Raw genomic sequence first — 17,246 nt, forward strand, 5'->3', positions numbered from 1 at the left:
AATGGATTATAGGTTTTAAGGTCAGCACGGTGATTTAGATTTTACATTTTCTTCACAATCAGGCAGATTGAGGCGTTTGTTTCTTAGTTAAAGATATATTGATGTATGTTTACTCACTACTTTTTGTTTAGTGATGATCGAATAGACCTTTCGCTATTTCCTCTCGCTTTCCTTGGGCGGGACGCAAGCCGCGGTCTTCCTTCGGATGACCGGGTCTCACTTGTCCCTGACGGAAGCGTTCCGCTTCCTCTTCCCATAGGAGTCGAGAGGAATCGCTCAAGGCGATTCAATTTACAAGTGACTAACAACACTACGTCTTGATCAAAATTTAGTAGAGCGTAATTGAAAAGGACGTACCCCGGTCGACTCGACTCCTACGGGAAAAGAAACCACAGTTCATCGTGGTTTCGTCAGAGGGAAACAAGACCCGGCTTGGCACACACCGTGTACCGAGTCGCGACTTGTCCCTCGCCCGAGGAAAGCGAGGTCGACGGGAACGTCTGAGACAACTTATGGAAGTTAACCTTAAACGGAATCATTAAAAAGGACGCATCCGTTCATCTTGATTCCCGTGGGAACGGCAAGATATACGGAAACGCCCTAAATAAACATTTTTTGGACTGGATTACTTCATTTTAGATATCTGCATGAAAAGGTTCTGGAGTTTCCCCTTGATTGAAGTGCGCTAAAATCGCTGCTGCAATCCGCTCCGACGCATGACCATCCCCGTAAGGATTTGAAGCATGCGCCATTTTTGCATAGGCCGCTTCATCTTCAAGCAACTCGCTCGCCATCCGGTAAATCGTCTCTTCATCTGTTCCGGCAAGTTTCAACGTACCGGCTTTGACTCCTTCCGGACGCTCCGTCGTATCGCGTAACACAAGGACAGGTACGCCGAGCGAGGGTGCCTCTTCCTGGACACCACCCGAATCCGTCAAGATGAGATGCGCCCGACTTGCGAAGTTATGGAAATCAAACACATCGAGCGGCGGAATTAACGTGATGCGGTCATGTCCCCCAAAGATTTCAGCCGCTGTTTCCTGGACGACCGGATTCAAATGGACGGGATAGACGACGTGCACGTCCGGATATGTATCGACGAGTCGACGGATCGCCCGGAACATCTGCTGCATCTTCTCTCCAAGGTTTTCTCGCCGGTGTGCCGTCATCAAGATGAGGCGCCGTTTGCCGACTGCTTCGAGCACAGGGTGGACATAATCCGGCTGGACCGTCGTCTGCAGGGCATCGATTGCCGTATTTCCTGTGACGTAGACACCTGCCTTCCGGTTTTCAGACGCAAGGTTCGCCGCCGCCTGATCGGTCGGTGCAAAATGTAAATCCGCGAGTGTCGACGTCAATTGACGATTGACCTCTTCCGGAAACGGTGAGTATTTATTATATGTACGGAGTCCGGCTTCGACGTGTCCGACGGCGATTTGATTGTAGTAGGCAGCAAGACTACCGACGAACGTCGTCGTCGTGTCGCCATGAACGAGAACAAGATCCGGTTTGACATCCTTCATGACGAGATCGAGTCCTTCGAGACCACGCGTCGTGATGTCGACGAGCGTCTGACGGGGTTGCATGATATTGAGGTCAGAATCCGGTTCAATCTCGAACATGCGTAACACTTGATCAAGCATTTCTCGGTGTTGCGCCGTGATCGTCACATGGACATCGAACGCCGGATTTTGTTTTAAGGCATTGACGAGCGGTGCCATCTTGATGGCTTCCGGTCGTGTTCCAAAGATGGGCATGACTTTGATGGGCATCATTACTTCCTCCTTTTTCTACTTCCTCCATTTAAGCATAGTTGAAAGCTGTCCTGCATCTTACAACAAAAAAGCAGCCTGCCGAGAGTGGCAGACTGCTTCTGTCTTACTTCGTACCGAACAAACGATCACCGGCATCCCCTAGTCCAGGAACGATGTAGCCGTGGTCGTTCAGTTTTTCATCGAGTGCCGCGAGGTAAATATCGACATCCGGATGCTCTTCCTGAACGCGTTTAACGCCTTCAGGTGCTGCACACAGGCAAGCCAGTTTAATGCTTTTCGCGCCTTGTTTCTTTAAAGAGGAGATTGCGTCAGCAGCCGAGCCGCCTGTCGCAAGCATTGGGTCGACGACGACAAAATCACGTTCTGCGACGTCAGTCGGCAACTTGAGGTAGTATTCCGTTGGTTCAAGCGTCTCTGGATCACGGTAAAGACCGATGTGACCGACTTTGACGTTCGGCATCATCCGAAGCATCCCGTCGACCATCCCTAGACCTGCGCGAAGGATCGGAACGATTCCGAGCTTCTTGCCTTCAATCATCTTCTGCGTCGTTTTCGTGACCGGTGTCTCGATCGCGACTTCTGTGAGTGGAAGGTCACGCGTGATTTCATATGCCATCAATGAAGCCACTTCGTCGACAAGCTCCCGGAATTGTTTCGTCCCCGTTTCGACTTTACGCATGATTGTCATTTTGTGCTGAATCAATGGGTGATCAAATACATGTACTTTACTCATTGTTTGCATCTCCTCTCAATTCTCTTTTCGCATTGTACTCCAAAAAGTGACCGCTTGGGAACTGTTTTTTTGGAATCACTCCTCCCCAAGCGTACTTTTCCCGTCAAGAATCGCTTGCGCCGCATAGGACCATTCATTATCTGGTTGCTTCGCTAATTCTTCTAACGTCGCCTTATAATTGCCGACCTTATTCTTTTGTTCATAGACGGCCTGCATCCATAACACATCACTCATGTAACCGGAATCCGGGAAGTCCTCTCGATACGCGACATAATCCGTTTGTTTCGTTTCACCTAACTTGCCTGCAGCAATCAATTGATAAAAACGTGCCATGCCCTTCGTTGCGTCATCCGTTAACACAGTTCCTGTCAACAAGCGGTTCGCTGACTTATAATCTTTTTCTTGCGTCGCAGCGATTGCCTGTTTCAATGTTTCTTCAGGAGAAAGCGTCTTCTTTGCATCCGTAGTCGCTTTTGGTTTCGCTGTCTCTTTTGGTTTCGTTGTGTCTTTTGATTTCGCTGGTGCTTGTTCTGTCAGCTGTTCATTTTTTTCTTTTAATTGCTCGACTTCTTTTTCAAGCGCAGCCAATTTTTGTTCAACGTTCTCTTGATTGGTCACGACCGGCACTTCTTCCGGTTGTGAGAAATCAAGTTGAAAGAGACCGAGAACGGCAAGACCCGCAACAAGCAATCCGCCGAGCATCCACGGATTCGATTGCAGCTGCTTTTTCCACGGTTTGAGCTGCGGATGATTTTGGACAGCTACTGGGAGCATGGAAAAACGTTTTTTGACGAGTCGTTTCCCGCCCGCTTTTCCGGCGATTGCTAACCGGTACCGCTGGAGCTCCGCCGGAATCCCTTTGTTCTTCCACTGGCTGAACCGCGTGTCCGCTTGTTCATAAAAGGCTGCTTCTTGCATGATAACGATTGCTTTAAAGTCTTCACTGAGTCGTTTATATTCACGTTCTGTTTGACTTTTTTTAGTCAGCCAGTCCGCAATTTGAGTCGTATTGATTGTTTCAAGTTCTGATTGGACCAGTGCTGAAAATTTCATCTGACAGTTTCCACCCTTACCTTATTTTACTAAGGTTAAGTATACCAAAAATCATGGTCGTAAAATATAAGTCTTCTGACGCATGGTGGACAAAACACGGACGCCGCCTCTTGTGTCGAGACGACGTCCGCGTTATTCCACTTCGCTCAAGTAACCATCCTCGATCCGCAGGACACGGTCACAATACTCAAGCATCCGCTCATCATGGGTGATGACGATGACCGTTTTTTGTTCCTCATGGGCTTGCTTTTGTAACACTTCCATCACTTGGCGTCCGTTCGTATAATCAAGGCTTGCCGTCGGTTCATCTGCGAGGACGAGTCGCGGCTGATTGACGAGTGCCCGAATGATCGCGACACGCTGTCGTTCTCCACCCGATAAGGCGTGTGGCAAATGGTGTGCACGGTCTTTTAATCCAAAAGCGGCGAGCATCGCGGCGGCATCAATCGTCCGCCCTGCTTCTTCTGCGACGAGTTCGAGTTGTTCCGCCGCCGTCAGGAACGGAACGAGATGCGATTCCTGAAAGATGAACCCGATCTCTTCGAGGCGCATCTTTCGGCGTGCTTCGTCCGATTGCTGATTGACGTGCTGTTCCCCAAACTGAATGTCTCCCGCTGTCGGTGTTTGCAACAATCCGAGCAGTTGGAGCAATGTACTTTTTCCACTTCCGCTCGGTCCGACTAAAGCAATCAGTTCACCCACGTTCGCTTCGAATGAAACGTCATGGAGCACGGGGACGTCACTGTAGGTCTGTTCGACATGTGTCATCTTAATCATCCTGCCATTCCTCCCATCGCGTCTGCCGGCTCAAGTTTTTTTAAGGCCCGGAGCGGAATCACGGATCCAATTAATGCCGTACCGATCAACAATGCCCCGTAACCGAGACTCGTTTCCCACTCAAAACGAAACGGAATGCCCTCCGGTAAGAATTGACTGACACCGAGCGTCACGCACAGGCTGAAAGCAAGCGACAGGAACGTCAAGACGAAGACTTGCAAGACGAGCCCGCTTCCAATCGTCCGTGTCCGAATCCCAATCGCCTTCAAAATGCCCAGTTGCTTCATTTTTTGCATCGTCAAAATATAGAAAAACGCCGTCAAAATCAAGGCGCCGATTACGACAAGCGCCAGCCGCATCATTTGGAATGAATTTTGTTCCGCTGCGTAACCGGGAACTTGCTTGACGATGTCTGCTTTCGTATACGTCGTCAGGTCCGTTTTAAATGAATCCTGACTGACGAATGCCGAGACATAGTTCGTCTGCATCTTCGCTTGCCAGTCGTCCCATGACGCAAGCGTCGTCCATAACACAGGCGCATGGCTGTAGCGTCCATCCGTGACGGTACCGACGATCGTAAACGTCATCTTCGTCCGAAAGTCCGTTACTTTGTCGCCGACTTCAGTCCCGGTCTGTTTCGCATAAGCGGTATCGACGAGAACTTCGCCTCGTTTCAACGCTTCCAGTTGCTTTGGACCGTACGCCGTGTCAGCAGGTAACGCAAACACCGTCACATCGTCCTTCGTCCCGTCCTGTTTCTCGAGGACCATGTTTTGGACGCCGAGTGCTTCCGTCCCTTTTGGTTGCTCCTGTTCCTCTAAAAACGACCGCGTCAGTTGCCCTTCCGCCTCTTGACTGAGTGCCACCTGCTCAACCGGTAAATTCCGGATGACGGCTCCATTATCGTATGCCAGTCCGTCTGCGAGCCCGGTGATCATTAAAATCAAGACGATGATCAATGTCGTCACGAGCCCCATCAGACCGAAGCGTTTTTTCATCCGGATTAGTTCGCGCCAACCCATTTTCATTTAATATCCCTCCTGTATGTGCGTTACAGGTCTTATCTTACGGATACTATATGAACGGAGCATGAACAACTCACATCGCCCGTGAAAACGTCAGGATGAACGTCGTTCCGCTACCGATTTCCGAATCAATCCCGACCGTCCCGTGCAACTGCTTGACGGTCTCGGCGACGATGGCGAGCCCAAGCCCCGTCCCGCGCGAACCGCGTGCCGTGTCGGCTTGATAAAAGCGGTCAAAGGCATGGGCAATCATGTCGTCCGACATACCGGGGCCTTCATCCGTGATGCGAACATTGACGCGCTCCGCGGTCTGTTCGGCTTCAATCGTAATCATGTCCCCGTCGTTTGAAACATGGAGGGCGTTCCGGATGACATTTTGAAAAACATGTTCGAGTGCGGCGGCATCCGCCTCGATCGTCATGTCACTCGCGACATCAACAGCGACAGCGACACCACGTTCATCGATTTGGTAGGCGAGTGTCGCGAGCGTCGTCCGAATCGCTTGTCCAAGATGGATTGACTCCAGTCGCATCCGACTTCCTTCATCGAGCCGGGCGAGGACCAGCAGTTGCCGGGTCATCTCTGCCATCCGGTCTGCTTCACGCGCAATCGTCGCCAGTTTATCCTGTCCGGCAGGTGCGACATGCGGTTGCAGTTGACCGGCGTACCCTTTAATCGTCGTCAGTGGCGACTGAAACTCGTGCGAGACGTTGGCGACGAACGTTTTGCGCTCAGCATCCGACTTCGCGACTGCTTCCGCCATCTCACCGAACCGCCGTGACAACTCTCCAATCTCATCGCGCGAGGTCGTCGCCACATGAACGGCATAGTCACCGGACGCGACTTGTTTTGTCGCATCCGTCAAGCGTTTAATCGGACGAACGAGATAGCGGATTGAGAAGGCAAGCAACAGAAAACTGATGACGACGAGTAAGCCGAGGAAGGCTCCGACGAACAAATGGAGTTCGCGGATTTGTCGGCTCAAATCCGGCCGGATGAAGACGGCGTCTGTCCCGTTTGGTGTTTTGAGCGACGCACCGACTGTATTGACGACTTCGTTGTCAAACAGACCGAGCAAAAAGAGATGAAACGGATAGTCCCGCATGCCGTGATAGACTTCCCCGGCGCGGACCCGTTCGATGATCGCCGGTGCCAGTGTTTCGTCGCGGAATGCATTGCCGTGGCGAATGACGGGGCCTGTCTCCGGGACGACATAGAGCTGAAAACCCGTCGCGCTCAACATGTCGTAAAAGGAACCGGTCTGTCCGTCGCCATGCCGTTCATAGTAGGCAAACGATTGATCGACCGCCTCTTCGACCTTTTGACTATAGGAAGACTGCAAGACATTGTAGTAAAACAAGTTGCTGATCAGTAAGGAAATCAAGGCCGACACGAGCAGGACAAGACAGACGAGTCCGACGATTTTCGTATAAAGTGACTTCATCCCTTCGCCTCCAGTCGATAACCGAGACCGCGGACGGTACTGATGTGAATCGCGTCCGTATGGCGCAAGCGACTGCGCAAGCGTTTGATATGGACGTCAATCGTCCGATCATCACCCATGAAGTCGAGTCCCCAGACCCGTTCAATCAATTCCTCCCGACTGAAGACACGTCCCGGAAAACTCGCAAGCTGATGTAACAAGTCGAACTCACGCCTAGGCAACGTCAATTCCGTTTCACCAAGCATCACGTGTTGACTGCGTTTATCAATCGTTACGTCACCAAACCGGAGAATCGGCAGCGCCGCCTTTTGATAACGCCGGGCGACGGCGTGCAAGCGAAATAATAATTCTTCCGGGTCAAACGGTTTCGTGATGTAATCGTCGGCACCCGCCGTAAATCCGGCGCGTTTATCTGTCAGTTCCCCGAGCGCCGTCAACAGCAAAATCGGCAGTTCATCTCGTTGCCGGAGCTGTTCACATAATTCAAGTCCACTCCGCCCGGGGATCATTACGTCGAGGATCGCCGCCTCGAACGTCAGCTCGTTTATCCAGCACGCCGCTTCTTGTCCGTCTGCCGTCGCCCGGACGCGATGCCCGTCTGCTTCGAGCGTCTCGACAATCAGACGTTGGATGTTTTGGTCGTCTTCTACGACTAAAATCTCCATCTTTCGTTCCTCCTATCCTATCGTTTACTCGTCAATCAAAAAAACCACCTCTGACTTCTCAGCGATCGAAAAGAAAGAGGTAGTTCAACAGACGGGTCGGCATGCGTTCCGATTACCCGCGTTCCGGGTAAAGCGGGAAGCGACCTGTCAATGCAAGGACTTGCTCGTGTGCATTTTTTAATGTGTCGTCGTCTTCCGGGTTTTTGAGGACGAGTTCAATCAATGCCGCAATTTGTTTCATTTCTTCTTCTTTAAAACCACGTGACGTCATTGCTGCCGTCCCGATGCGAATCCCGCTCGTGACGAATGGGCTGGCCGGGTCGAATGGAATCGTGTTTTTGTTGACCGTGATACCCGCTTCATCAAGGGCATGCTCAGCGAGCTTACCTGTGATGCCGAGCGGCTGCAGGTCGACGAGCAACAAGTGGTTGTCCGTGCCGCCTGAAACGATTCGCAGACCACGTGCCGTCAATTCTTCACCGAGTACTTTTGCATTCGTGACGACTTGACCAATGTAGTCTTTGAATTCAGGAGCAAGTGCCTCACCGAACGCGACCGCTTTTGCTGCGATGACGTGCATGAGGGGACCGCCTTGAATACCAGGGAAGATCGATTTATCAATTGCTTTCGCATGTTCTTCTTTACACAGAATCATCCCACCACGCGGGCCACGGAGCGTCTTGTGCGTCGTCGTCGTGACGAAGTGTGCATGCTCGACAGGGTTCGGGTGAAGACCCGCTGCAACGAGTCCTGCAATGTGCGCCATATCGACCATCAAGTATGCGCCGACGCTGTCTGCGATTTCACGGAAACGTTTGAAGTCGATGACGCGCGGATAAGCCGATGCTCCCGCAACGATCAATTTTGGTTTGTGTTCTTCTGCAAGCTTCGCGACGACATCGTAATCAATCATCTCTGTCTCTTGATCGACACCGTATTCGACGAAGTTGTATTGAACACCGGAGAAATTCACAGGACTACCATGCGTTAAGTGGCCACCGTGTGAGAGGTTCATCCCGAGGACCGTATCGCCCTGGTCAAGAATCGTAAAGTAGACGGCCATGTTCGCTTGTGCGCCCGAGTGCGGTTGAACGTTTGCATGTTCCGCACCGAAGATCGCTTTCGCACGATCGCGTGCCAAGTCTTCTGCGAGATCAACGAATTCGCATCCACCGTAATAACGGCGTCCCGGGTAACCTTCTGCATACTTGTTCGTCAGCACACTGCCTTGTGCTTCCATGACAGCTTGCGAGACGAAGTTTTCTGACGCAATCAACTCGATATTATCGCGTTGACGTCCTAGTTCCTTGCGCATTGCCGAAAAGAGTTCCTCATCTTGCTGTTTCAGATACGTAAGCGGTGTTTGTTCCATCTGAATTCCCCCATTCATTTTCGATACGCCTATCTTAACACGAATAATCAGTCCGCGGCACCCACAAAAAGTGCAGAAAAATAGCAAGAGGTATGCAACCCCTTGCACGAATCATTCGTATTTAGCACGCATTCCACCAATTAACTTCGGACGCGTCGTTGCTGCCGTAACATGTGCCTCACCGATTTCCCGGTGCGGAAGGCGAACCGGGATGGCGACCGGCTTCAAGTGCATGCCGATGAACGTGTCTCCGATGTCGATTCCAGCATCTGCTTGAATCGATTCGACGACGACCGGGGCAGAAAAACGTTCGTAGGCGATACTCGCCATCGAACCACCTGCTTCCGGTACCGGGACGACCGTGACCGGTTCCAGTCCGAGTCGTTCAACCGTTTGGCGTTCGAGCGTCAAGGCGCGATTGATGTGTTCACAACCTTGGAACGCAAGATCGATTTGATGCGAACGACGAAATGTATCGAACACCTCAAACAATGCTTCGGCGACTTCCGGCGAACCCGCTTTTCCGATTTGTTTACCGATGACTTCACTCGTCGAACAACCGATGACGAGCAGCTTCCCTTTGAGGGGGAAGCGCTCATTCAAATCGGTCAACGAGGCTTCAAGATCCTGTTTAATCTGTTCGAGATCCATTTACTTCACCTCATAATCCGAGATTTTGCAGACACGGTTTTCGTGACGTCCACCTTCGAACTCCGTCTCTAACCAAATCTTTGCGATATCAAGCGCAAGGCCCGGTCCAATGACACGTTCGCCCATCGTCAAGATGTTCGAGTTGTTATGCTGACGTGTCGCTTTTGCGCTGAACGTATCATGGACGAGTGCCGCACGAATCCCTTTGACTTTATTCGCTGCGATTCCGATTCCGATTCCTGTTCCGCAAATCAAGATGCCACGATCAAATTCACCGTTCGCGACGGCCTCCGCGACGGGAATCGCGACGTCCGGGTAATCAATCGAGTCAGAAGAATACGTACCGAAGTCCGTATAGTCGATCCCGAGTTCCTTTAATAAACCGTTGATTTCTGCTTTGAGTTTAAAGCCACCATGATCTGCACCGATTGCTACTTTCATCTGAACTATTCCCCCGTTTGTCTAGGTTGTTTTTTCGGAAGTTTCCGGTTGTCCGGCGCTTTTCTTCCATTTCCGTTCTGCGTTAATTTTAACACAAGACGGTTGACGAGGGGTTCGAGTTCATTTCGAACTTGGCGATAGACGTTCATCGATCCACCGTACGGATCGTTGATGTCCCGCTCAAGCCCTGTCACATATTCATAGAGGGTGAACGTCCGGTCCTTCAGTTCCGGATAACGTTCCCCGACTTCTTGTTTATGACTCCGCGTCATCGTCAAGATGATGTCAGACCAGCGTCCGAGAACATCATCGAAAACTTGCGTATAATGCTCGAGTTCAATTCCCCGTTCCCGCAATACTTGGAGTGCGTTCTCTGACGCATCGAAGCCTTGCATCGAACGAAGTCCCGCAGACCGGACATCAAACTCTTGATCTGCGACTTTTGAGCGTAGTAATGCCATCGCCATCGGGCTCCGGCATGTATTTCCAGTACAGATAAACAATACGCGACGTGTGCTCATCTCAGTATCCTCCTTCTTTACGGGCGAATGATCCGACCACCTGCTGCCTTATGGAGCCGATTTCGGACTGCTAGCCCAACCCCTTCTTCTGATAGGTCCCGTACAAAAATCTGATCCACCGTCGTCTGATCAAATCGCCGTAAACAATCGTAAAGACGCTGTGCCGCTGTTTCTGCGGTCGTGCCGAGGAAACAGCGGACATCTGCTTCGACGTCTTCTCCGTCAAAGAGAATGACGCCGGTCTTTTGTCCGGTTTGGCGTGCTTCATCGATGAGCTGCTGCAGGAAAGAGAGGTCGCCCGCCACGACGGACAATGTTGCTTCCGGTGCGTAGTGCGTGTACTTCATTCCCGGTGCCTTCGGTGTTTTATCTTTCATCGATAAAGCAGGATCGAGTGCCACGGTGCCGATCTCGCCTTCCAGCTGCTCACGTGTGACGCCGCCCGGTCGTAAAATGACCGGAGGTGTCATCGTACAGTCGATGACGGTCGATTCAACACCGATACCGGTTTCTCCCCCATCGACGATTGCTGCGATTCGTCCCGAGAGGTCATAGGCGACATGTGCCGATGACGTCGGAGAAGGTTTTCCGGAACGGTTGGCACTCGGTGCCGCTAACCCTAGTCCTGTCGCTTCAATCAATTGAAGTGCAAGAGGATGGTCCGGCATCCGTAATCCGATCGTATCAAGTCCTGCGGTGACGAGGCTTGAAGCGGTTCCGTTCGATTCTAGAATGATCGTCAAGGCACCTGGCCAAAACGTATCCATCAAACGTTTCGCGACAGCCGGAATATGAGTGACGAACTGCTCTGCCTGTTCGATTGACGCGACATGGACAATCAATGGGTTGTCGGACGGTCGGCCCTTCGCGGCGAAGATTCGCCGAACGGCCGTCTCGCTCGTCGCATCCCCCGCAAGACCATAAACGGTCTCTGTCGGCATCGCGACGACTTCCCCTGCTTTTAATAAGTTTACTGCTACATCCAGTGTCTGTTGATCGATCATTTCCGTCTTCACTCTGTACAATCCTTTCGTTCCGCATACACGATACGGTCTTTACCGTTTATATCTTTTAAAATACCCGTTTCCGCAGTAGGATAACGCTCTTTTAACATCATTTGCACTTCACTTCCTTGATTGTGTCCGATTTCAAACACAATCAAGCGAAAATCGTCCTTTAAAATACGTGTGCTGCCGTCAATCAAGCGACGATAAAAGACGAGACCGTCTTTTCCGCCGAACAGCGCGAGGTGAGGCTCATGGTCAAATACGACGTCACTGAGCAACTCATCTTCTTCAATATAAGGCGGGTTCGAGACGAGGACACGGACCGATTGATCGGCGAGCGGCTCAAGCAGATCCCCTTGTAAAAAAGTTACGTCGCCGCCAAGTGCCGCTTGATTTTTTTTCGCGACCGCAAGTGCGTCTTCTGAAATATCGACCGTCGTGACCGGCTGTCTGAGCTCGAGCGCGAGTGTGACCCCAATCGCTCCGCTTCCCGTTCCGATATCGACGATTTCACCCGGGTGGAACGTCTCCCCGCCTAAACGACGGACGACGAACTCAATCAATTCTTCCGTTTCCGGACGGGGAATCAGGACAGCTGGCGTAACCTGAAAATCGCGTCCATAAAAGGGTTGGTACCCGATCAAATGTTGGACGGGAACACCATTGACGTGTGCCAGTAAGTATTCGCTGAATAACAAGTCATCGTCTGGCGATAATTCGTCCGAAAGTCGCACAAGCAATCCCGTCCGGTCGACTTGTAACACATGCATAAGTAACCATTCGGCACTCGACGCCTCGCGTCCTGCCGCGACTAACATCGTTTGTGCTTGATTCAATCGTTTCGCAATCCGCATCAGTTCGCCGCCTCCGATGCCCGTGCCTGGTACTCCATCACGAGCGTGTCGATGACTTCATCCATCTCGCCTTGGAGAATCCGGTCGAGCTTTTGAATCGTCAAGCCGATTCGATGATCCGTCACCCGGTTTTGAGCGAAGTTATACGTCCGGATCCGCTCGGAACGGTCGCCCGTCCCGACAGCTGATTTGCGTTTTTCATCGTACTCGGCCTGCTGTTCGCGTTGAATTTTATCATAGACGCGTGCTCGTAACACTTTCATTGCTTTTTCTTTATTTTTAATTTGCGATTTCTCATCCTGACAGCTGGCGACGATTCCTGTCGGCACGTGTGTCACGCGGACAGCGGATTGTGTCGTATTGACGGACTGACCGCCGGGACCGCTCGATGTAAACGTATCGACGCGGACATCTTTATCGTGAATTTCAACTTCGACATCTTCCGCTTCCGGCAAGACGGCGACGGTCGCTGTTGATGTATGAATCCGTCCGCCTGACTCTGTCGAAGGCACACGTTGGACGCGATGGGCGCCGTTCTCATATTTCAGTTTCGAGTACGCCCCTGTCCCTTTGACGATGAAGATGATTTCTTTATAGCCGCCGAGTTCCGTGTAGCTCGCATCGATGATTTCGATTTTCCAGGCTTGTTTCTCAGCAAACTTCGAATACATCTTGAAAAGATCAGACGCAAATAAGGCTGCCTCGTCGCCTCCTGCCGCACCCCGAATCTCGACGATGACGTTTTTGTCGTCGTTCGGATCCTTCGGTAAGAGTAACGCTTTTAATTTCGTTTCGAGTTCCTTGATTTCCGGCTCCAGGATTGCCACTTCTTCTTTCGCGAGGTCCCGCATCTCGGGATCCGTCAACATTTGACGTGCTTCCTGATAGGCTTCCATCTTATCGCGGTAAACGCGATACGTTTCGACGGTTGGCGCGAGCTGGGATTGCTCCTTTGAGACCTCTCGTAATTGATTCGTATCATTAATGATCGCCGGGTCAGCCAACTGATCATTTAATTTTTCATAACGGTCCTCTAACGCACTTAATCGATCCAACATAATCGGTCATCCTTCCTGACGGTTCTTCTATCGTCAGTATAGCAAATATTTAGAACGTCAGTAGCAAGACCTCCTCGCGACCGTCACTTCCGTCGTCAGACCGGTAGTTGACGTCAGACGGTCATTTTCCTATAATTAGTGTACTAATTGAATTAATACACTTAAGGAGGTGGAAGGATGTTTACCGTTGATCCGAAAAGTCCGCTCCCGATTTACGAGCAACTGGTCACGCAAATCATCCGCGCGATTGCGCGGGGAATCCTACGGTCGGGCGAACAGATGCCGTCGGTCCGCGATCTTGCGAGCACGTTACTCGTCAATCCAAACACTGTCTCCCGTGCTTATCAGGAACTCGAAAGCCGAGACTTTATCGTGACGATGCGAGGAAAAGGCTCCTTCGTCTCGGATTTGCCGCTTGACCAAGTCAAACAAGCTGCCATTCAAGAGCACATCACGACACTTTGCCTTGTCGCGAATGAACTATCGATTTCGAACGAAGAACTTTATCAGTTACTCATACAACACAGGGAGGATTCATCATGTTGACCGTGTCACACTTAACAAAACAAATCGATTCGACGATGATTTATGAAAACGCCTCGTTCACATTGCCTGCTGGTACGATCACAGCATTGATTGGACGAAACGGCGCCGGAAAAACGACGTTACTGAAAACACTTGTCGGGGCACTCGAACCCTCGCGCGGGAAAGTCGAATGGAACAACCAGTCAATCCACGACGTCCCGGCAGCACGGAAGCATCTATTTCTCGTCCCCGATTCCATCGGCGTCTACCGTCAGATGACACTCGGATCACTGATTGAGTTTTATCAGGCTTTTTATCCGAACTTCGAACGGACCTATATCGAAAACTACTGCCGCTCGTCGAACCTCGATCGTGGTCGGAAAGTGACGTCGCTCTCGAAAGGACAGGCGCAACTGTTCTTGCTGCAACTCGCGTTTGCGACGAACGCCCCTGTTTTGTTACTCGACGAACCGACAGACGGACTCGACCGGATTAATAAGCGCAACTACTTACAGCAACTGGTCTCTTTACTGACGGAACGTCAGACAGCCGTCTTGATTGCCTCACACCAACTCGAGGAACTCGATACGCTCGCGGACCGCGTGATGACGATCGAACAGCACCTCGTCAAGGAACCGAAGACGCTCGACGATGCAAAAGCGAGCATGCAAAAATGGCAAGTCGTCTACGAGATCGTCCCCGAGCTGAAGCACCATGACATTCATGTCCTGACACAAACCGGACGCGTCGTCACCTTACTCGTTTTATCGGACGCAGGAAAGCTTTACTTAGAGAAGACAAATCCCTTATTAAAGGACGCCTTACCGGTTCAGATGGAAGACTATTTTTTAGGAACGTTCGGAGGAAATCGTCATGATTAAACAATTGATTCGTTATCATATCAAACAAGGCATTTGGCCGCTCGCGACGTTCTTTTTACTCGCAATCTTCAGCTACGGCTTCAGCAGTTTCTCCGCCATCGAGAATTTCGATACGTATCGTCTTGATGCAAAACCAAATCTCTTGCAAACCGTACTCGTCAGCCCGATTTTCGCCGGTTTCGGAGCGCTTTTGATTGCCGTCTTCGCCATTTTGATGGTTGGTCAAGAACGGGGCAGCGGACGCAGTTTAATCCTCCATGCCTTACCGATTCATAAAAAACATCTATTCTTCATTAAGTTGAGTATCGGGGCCGCCGTATTGATCATCATTCCAATCCTCGGCTTTTTCTCGAGCTGGTTCATCTTACAAGGCATCGGCGGCATCCATCCGTTTGATTACGTCACTTTGAGTGATCTCACATATGACTTTTTTAAATTCTTCATTTTCGATATGACCGTCTTCGCTATTTTCTTGTTCGCAGGAACGATTGCGGGTGATATCATCGGTCAGCTCTTAATCGGGATGTTCCTGTTCTTTTTGAATTACTTCACGTTTTTTGCCATCGCTGCCGTCACGACACTCGGTTTCGGACTTAAGGATGATTTCACATCGTCACTGGATTTTTTGATGACGGTCACAACCCCGTTCCCGTTATTGTTCCAATCGAATGATTTAACCGGTCCTGCGATTTACAGCGCTGCTTTGACGGTCCTGCTTCTCGTCATCAGCCGTCAGCTTTATGTGCGTAGCGAAAACGAGCGACTCGGTCGCTTTACTGTCTTCCCGAAGTCGCATCCGTTTTTCATCGTTCTCTTTACGGTCTATACGACGTTCATACTCGCTGCCGTCATCGGCGTCATTTCGTCCGAGAATCAAATCCTGTATTGGCTCGCCGTCTTGATTCTCGCCTGGCCTGCCTTCAGTTCCTACCGCCGGATGATTGGGTGGAGTCGCTGAATCCGTGCTACACTTGTTTCAAATCTTTTAAATAAGGACGGTCTACACCCATGCCCAAATATCTTCAAATTTCCCAACAACTCGCCGCCCGGATTCAGGATGGGTCATTACCTGCTGAAACAAAATTACCGTCAGAAACGGAATTGATGGCAGAATTCTCTGCGAGTCGCGGGACGGTCCGTAAGGCAATCGATGCGTTGCTCGAAAAAGGCTTTGTTCGTAAACAACAAGGCAAAGGCGTCTTTGTCTTGAGTCAAGATGCGATCGAGTTTCAGTTCAATGGCATCGTCAGCTTCTCGGAAGCCCATCAAAAAATGGGGCAACACGAAGTTGAAACGGACGTTTTGTCTTGCGACGTCATCGATGCGACGGATGAGCTCGCTCAGTTATTCAGTGTAAAAAAAGGAACATCGATCACACGAATCAAACGGATTCGAATCATCGACGGGGAACGCGTCATTTTTGATATCAACCACTTCGTGACAGAACTCGTCCCAGGACTCACTTCAGCGGTCGCTTCCGGCTCGATTTATACGTATATCGAACAAACGTTGAACCGGCAAATCAGCTATGCGAAACGAAAAATCGAAGCGCAACCTGCGACAGCTGAAGATCGGGAACAACTCGACTTAGAAGGGACAACGCATGTCATCGTCATCACGAATGACACGTATTATTATGAAGGGCAACATTTCGAACATACGGAATCGCGCCATCGTCTCGATAAATTTCAATTTACGGATATCGCGCGTCGATAGACCGCAAGATGGCTGCTCAAAAGACGATTCGAGACAGATTGCGCTCTAAACCGTTTGCATGTCTGGATTTTCCTCATGGTATGACCTGAAAAGTGTCACGTTTCGTTGACTCCTACGGGGAAAAGTGCGTTTTTAACGCACGTTCTGAACTGCTCCCCGTCAAGTAGACAGGTCAAATAATATAAATTTTTTAAACGGCTTGAGCCCTGAATTCCAGCGGACTTAAGCCGTTTAATCGTTTTTGATACCGCAGCTCATTATAAAATCGAATGTAGCGTCGGATTGCATCGTGGAGTTCATCGAACTCTTCGAATGTATGAAGATAGTAGCTTTCACACTTTAGCGCTCCCCAAAAAGATTCGATTGGACCATTATCGATGCATTTACCGGCACGGGACATGCTTTGTGTGATCCCAGCTTGTTGAGTCATATGATGAAAGGCATTTGACGTATATTGAAACCCACGGTCACTATGAAGAAGAGGGAAACTACCAGGATCACCATCCAAGGCGAGTTTTAGCGTATCGAAGACGAGCTGACTGTTATTCGAACGACTTAGCACAAATGAACGAATTGATCCATCATACAAATCGAGAATTGCACTTAAATAAGCCTTTTTTGAGGTGCCGTATTTGAATTCTGTGATATCTGTTAACCATTTCTGATTCGGTTTTTCCGCATGGAATTCACGATTCAGAAGATTTTCTGCCGTTTGTCCGGGTATGGTTCTCATATATTTCGGTCGTGT

Annotated in this window: 19 protein-coding genes; 4 read left to right on the forward strand and 15 right to left on the reverse strand. The window is 50.4% G+C overall.

The genetic code is table 11. The features are described from left to right. Positions 1–635: 635 nt before the first annotated feature. The 14 genes from wecB to prfA form a co-directional block, all read right to left on the reverse strand. Complete coding sequence (gene wecB / locus KNP88_RS14230) at positions 636–1,775, reverse strand: non-hydrolyzing UDP-N-acetylglucosamine 2-epimerase (protein WP_214894429.1); 1,140 nt, start codon at positions 1,773–1,775, stop codon at positions 636–638. Positions 1,776–1,878: 103 nt separating this feature from the next. Continuing rightward, positions 1,879–2,508 (reverse strand): uracil phosphoribosyltransferase, encoded by a 630-nt coding sequence (gene upp / locus KNP88_RS14235; RefSeq protein WP_029331752.1) that lies wholly within the window; start codon positions 2,506–2,508, stop codon positions 1,879–1,881. Between the two features lie 75 nt (positions 2,509–2,583). Continuing rightward, complete coding sequence (locus KNP88_RS14240) at positions 2,584–3,561, reverse strand: hypothetical protein (RefSeq protein ID WP_214894430.1); 978 nt, start codon at positions 3,559–3,561, stop codon at positions 2,584–2,586. Positions 3,562–3,693: 132 nt separating this feature from the next. Beyond that, on the reverse strand, positions 3,694–4,338 hold the full coding sequence (locus KNP88_RS14245; RefSeq protein WP_214894431.1) for an ABC transporter ATP-binding protein: 645 nt from the start codon (positions 4,336–4,338) through the stop codon (positions 3,694–3,696). Beyond that, positions 4,335–5,366 carry an ABC transporter permease gene (locus KNP88_RS14250; RefSeq protein ID WP_214894433.1) on the reverse strand — a complete coding sequence of 344 codons (1,032 nt, stop codon included), beginning with the start codon at positions 5,364–5,366 and terminating at the stop codon, positions 4,335–4,337. Before KNP88_RS14250 ends, KNP88_RS14245 begins: the two co-directional genes overlap by 4 nt. Before the next feature lie 70 nt (positions 5,367–5,436). After that, positions 5,437–6,807, reverse strand: a complete 1,371-nt coding sequence (locus KNP88_RS14255) for a sensor histidine kinase (protein ID WP_214894435.1) — start codon at positions 6,805–6,807, stop codon at positions 5,437–5,439. Then, on the reverse strand, positions 6,804–7,472 hold the full coding sequence (locus KNP88_RS14260; RefSeq protein WP_214894436.1) for a response regulator transcription factor: 669 nt from the start codon (positions 7,470–7,472) through the stop codon (positions 6,804–6,806). The genes KNP88_RS14255 and KNP88_RS14260 overlap by 4 nt, the downstream gene beginning before the upstream one ends. A gap of 112 nt (positions 7,473–7,584) precedes the next feature. Continuing rightward, on the reverse strand, positions 7,585–8,844 hold the full coding sequence (gene glyA / locus KNP88_RS14265) for a serine hydroxymethyltransferase (RefSeq protein ID WP_088837978.1): 1,260 nt from the start codon (positions 8,842–8,844) through the stop codon (positions 7,585–7,587). 111 nt (positions 8,845–8,955) lie between these two features. Beyond that, entirely contained in the window at positions 8,956–9,495 is a 540-nt protein-coding gene (locus KNP88_RS14270) for a TIGR01440 family protein (protein WP_214767769.1), read from the reverse strand. Continuing rightward, positions 9,496–9,936: a ribose 5-phosphate isomerase B gene (gene rpiB / locus KNP88_RS14275; protein WP_029331763.1), complete on the reverse strand. Its 441-nt coding sequence runs from the start codon at positions 9,934–9,936 to the stop codon at positions 9,496–9,498. 5 nt (positions 9,937–9,941) lie between these two features. Continuing rightward, on the reverse strand, positions 9,942–10,457 hold the full coding sequence (locus KNP88_RS14280) for a low molecular weight protein arginine phosphatase (protein WP_029331765.1): 516 nt from the start codon (positions 10,455–10,457) through the stop codon (positions 9,942–9,944). Between the two features lie 17 nt (positions 10,458–10,474). Then, a complete protein-coding gene (locus KNP88_RS14285; protein WP_088837979.1) occupies positions 10,475–11,473 on the reverse strand; it encodes an L-threonylcarbamoyladenylate synthase in 999 nt (332 codons plus the stop codon). Continuing rightward, on the reverse strand, positions 11,470–12,318 hold the full coding sequence (gene prmC / locus KNP88_RS14290) for a peptide chain release factor N(5)-glutamine methyltransferase (protein ID WP_088837980.1): 849 nt from the start codon (positions 12,316–12,318) through the stop codon (positions 11,470–11,472). The genes KNP88_RS14285 and prmC overlap by 4 nt, the downstream gene beginning before the upstream one ends. Then, complete coding sequence (gene prfA, locus KNP88_RS14295) at positions 12,318–13,376, reverse strand: peptide chain release factor 1 (RefSeq protein ID WP_029331769.1); 1,059 nt, start codon at positions 13,374–13,376, stop codon at positions 12,318–12,320. Before prfA ends, prmC begins: the two co-directional genes overlap by 1 nt. Positions 13,377–13,553: 177 nt before the next feature. On the opposite strand from prfA, the gene KNP88_RS14300 reads away from it, so the two are divergent. The 4 genes from KNP88_RS14300 to treR are packed head-to-tail and all read left to right on the forward strand — an operon-like array spanning position 13,554 to position 16,498. Continuing rightward, positions 13,554–13,922: a GntR family transcriptional regulator gene (locus tag KNP88_RS14300; protein ID WP_088837981.1), complete on the forward strand. Its 369-nt coding sequence runs from the start codon at positions 13,554–13,556 to the stop codon at positions 13,920–13,922. Further along, on the forward strand, positions 13,916–14,782 hold the full coding sequence (locus tag KNP88_RS14305) for an ATP-binding cassette domain-containing protein (RefSeq protein WP_214767772.1): 867 nt from the start codon (positions 13,916–13,918) through the stop codon (positions 14,780–14,782). Before KNP88_RS14300 ends, KNP88_RS14305 begins: the two co-directional genes overlap by 7 nt. Next, a complete protein-coding gene (locus KNP88_RS14310; RefSeq protein ID WP_214894438.1) occupies positions 14,775–15,740 on the forward strand; it encodes a hypothetical protein in 966 nt (321 codons plus the stop codon). Before KNP88_RS14305 ends, KNP88_RS14310 begins: the two co-directional genes overlap by 8 nt. Before the next feature lie 50 nt (positions 15,741–15,790). Next, on the forward strand, positions 15,791–16,498 hold the full coding sequence (treR, locus tag KNP88_RS14315) for a trehalose operon repressor (RefSeq protein ID WP_214894440.1): 708 nt from the start codon (positions 15,791–15,793) through the stop codon (positions 16,496–16,498). A gap of 190 nt (positions 16,499–16,688) precedes the next feature. Here treR and KNP88_RS14320 read toward each other — a convergent pair. Further along, a partial coding sequence (locus KNP88_RS14320) for an IS3 family transposase (protein ID WP_214894442.1) occupies positions 16,689–17,246 on the reverse strand: 558 nt, incomplete at its 5' end.

The sequence above is a fragment of the Exiguobacterium sp. H66 genome (assembly GCF_018618705.1).
GTDB classification, from domain to species: Bacteria; Bacillota; Bacilli; order Exiguobacteriales; family Exiguobacteriaceae; genus Exiguobacterium_A; species Exiguobacterium_A oxidotolerans.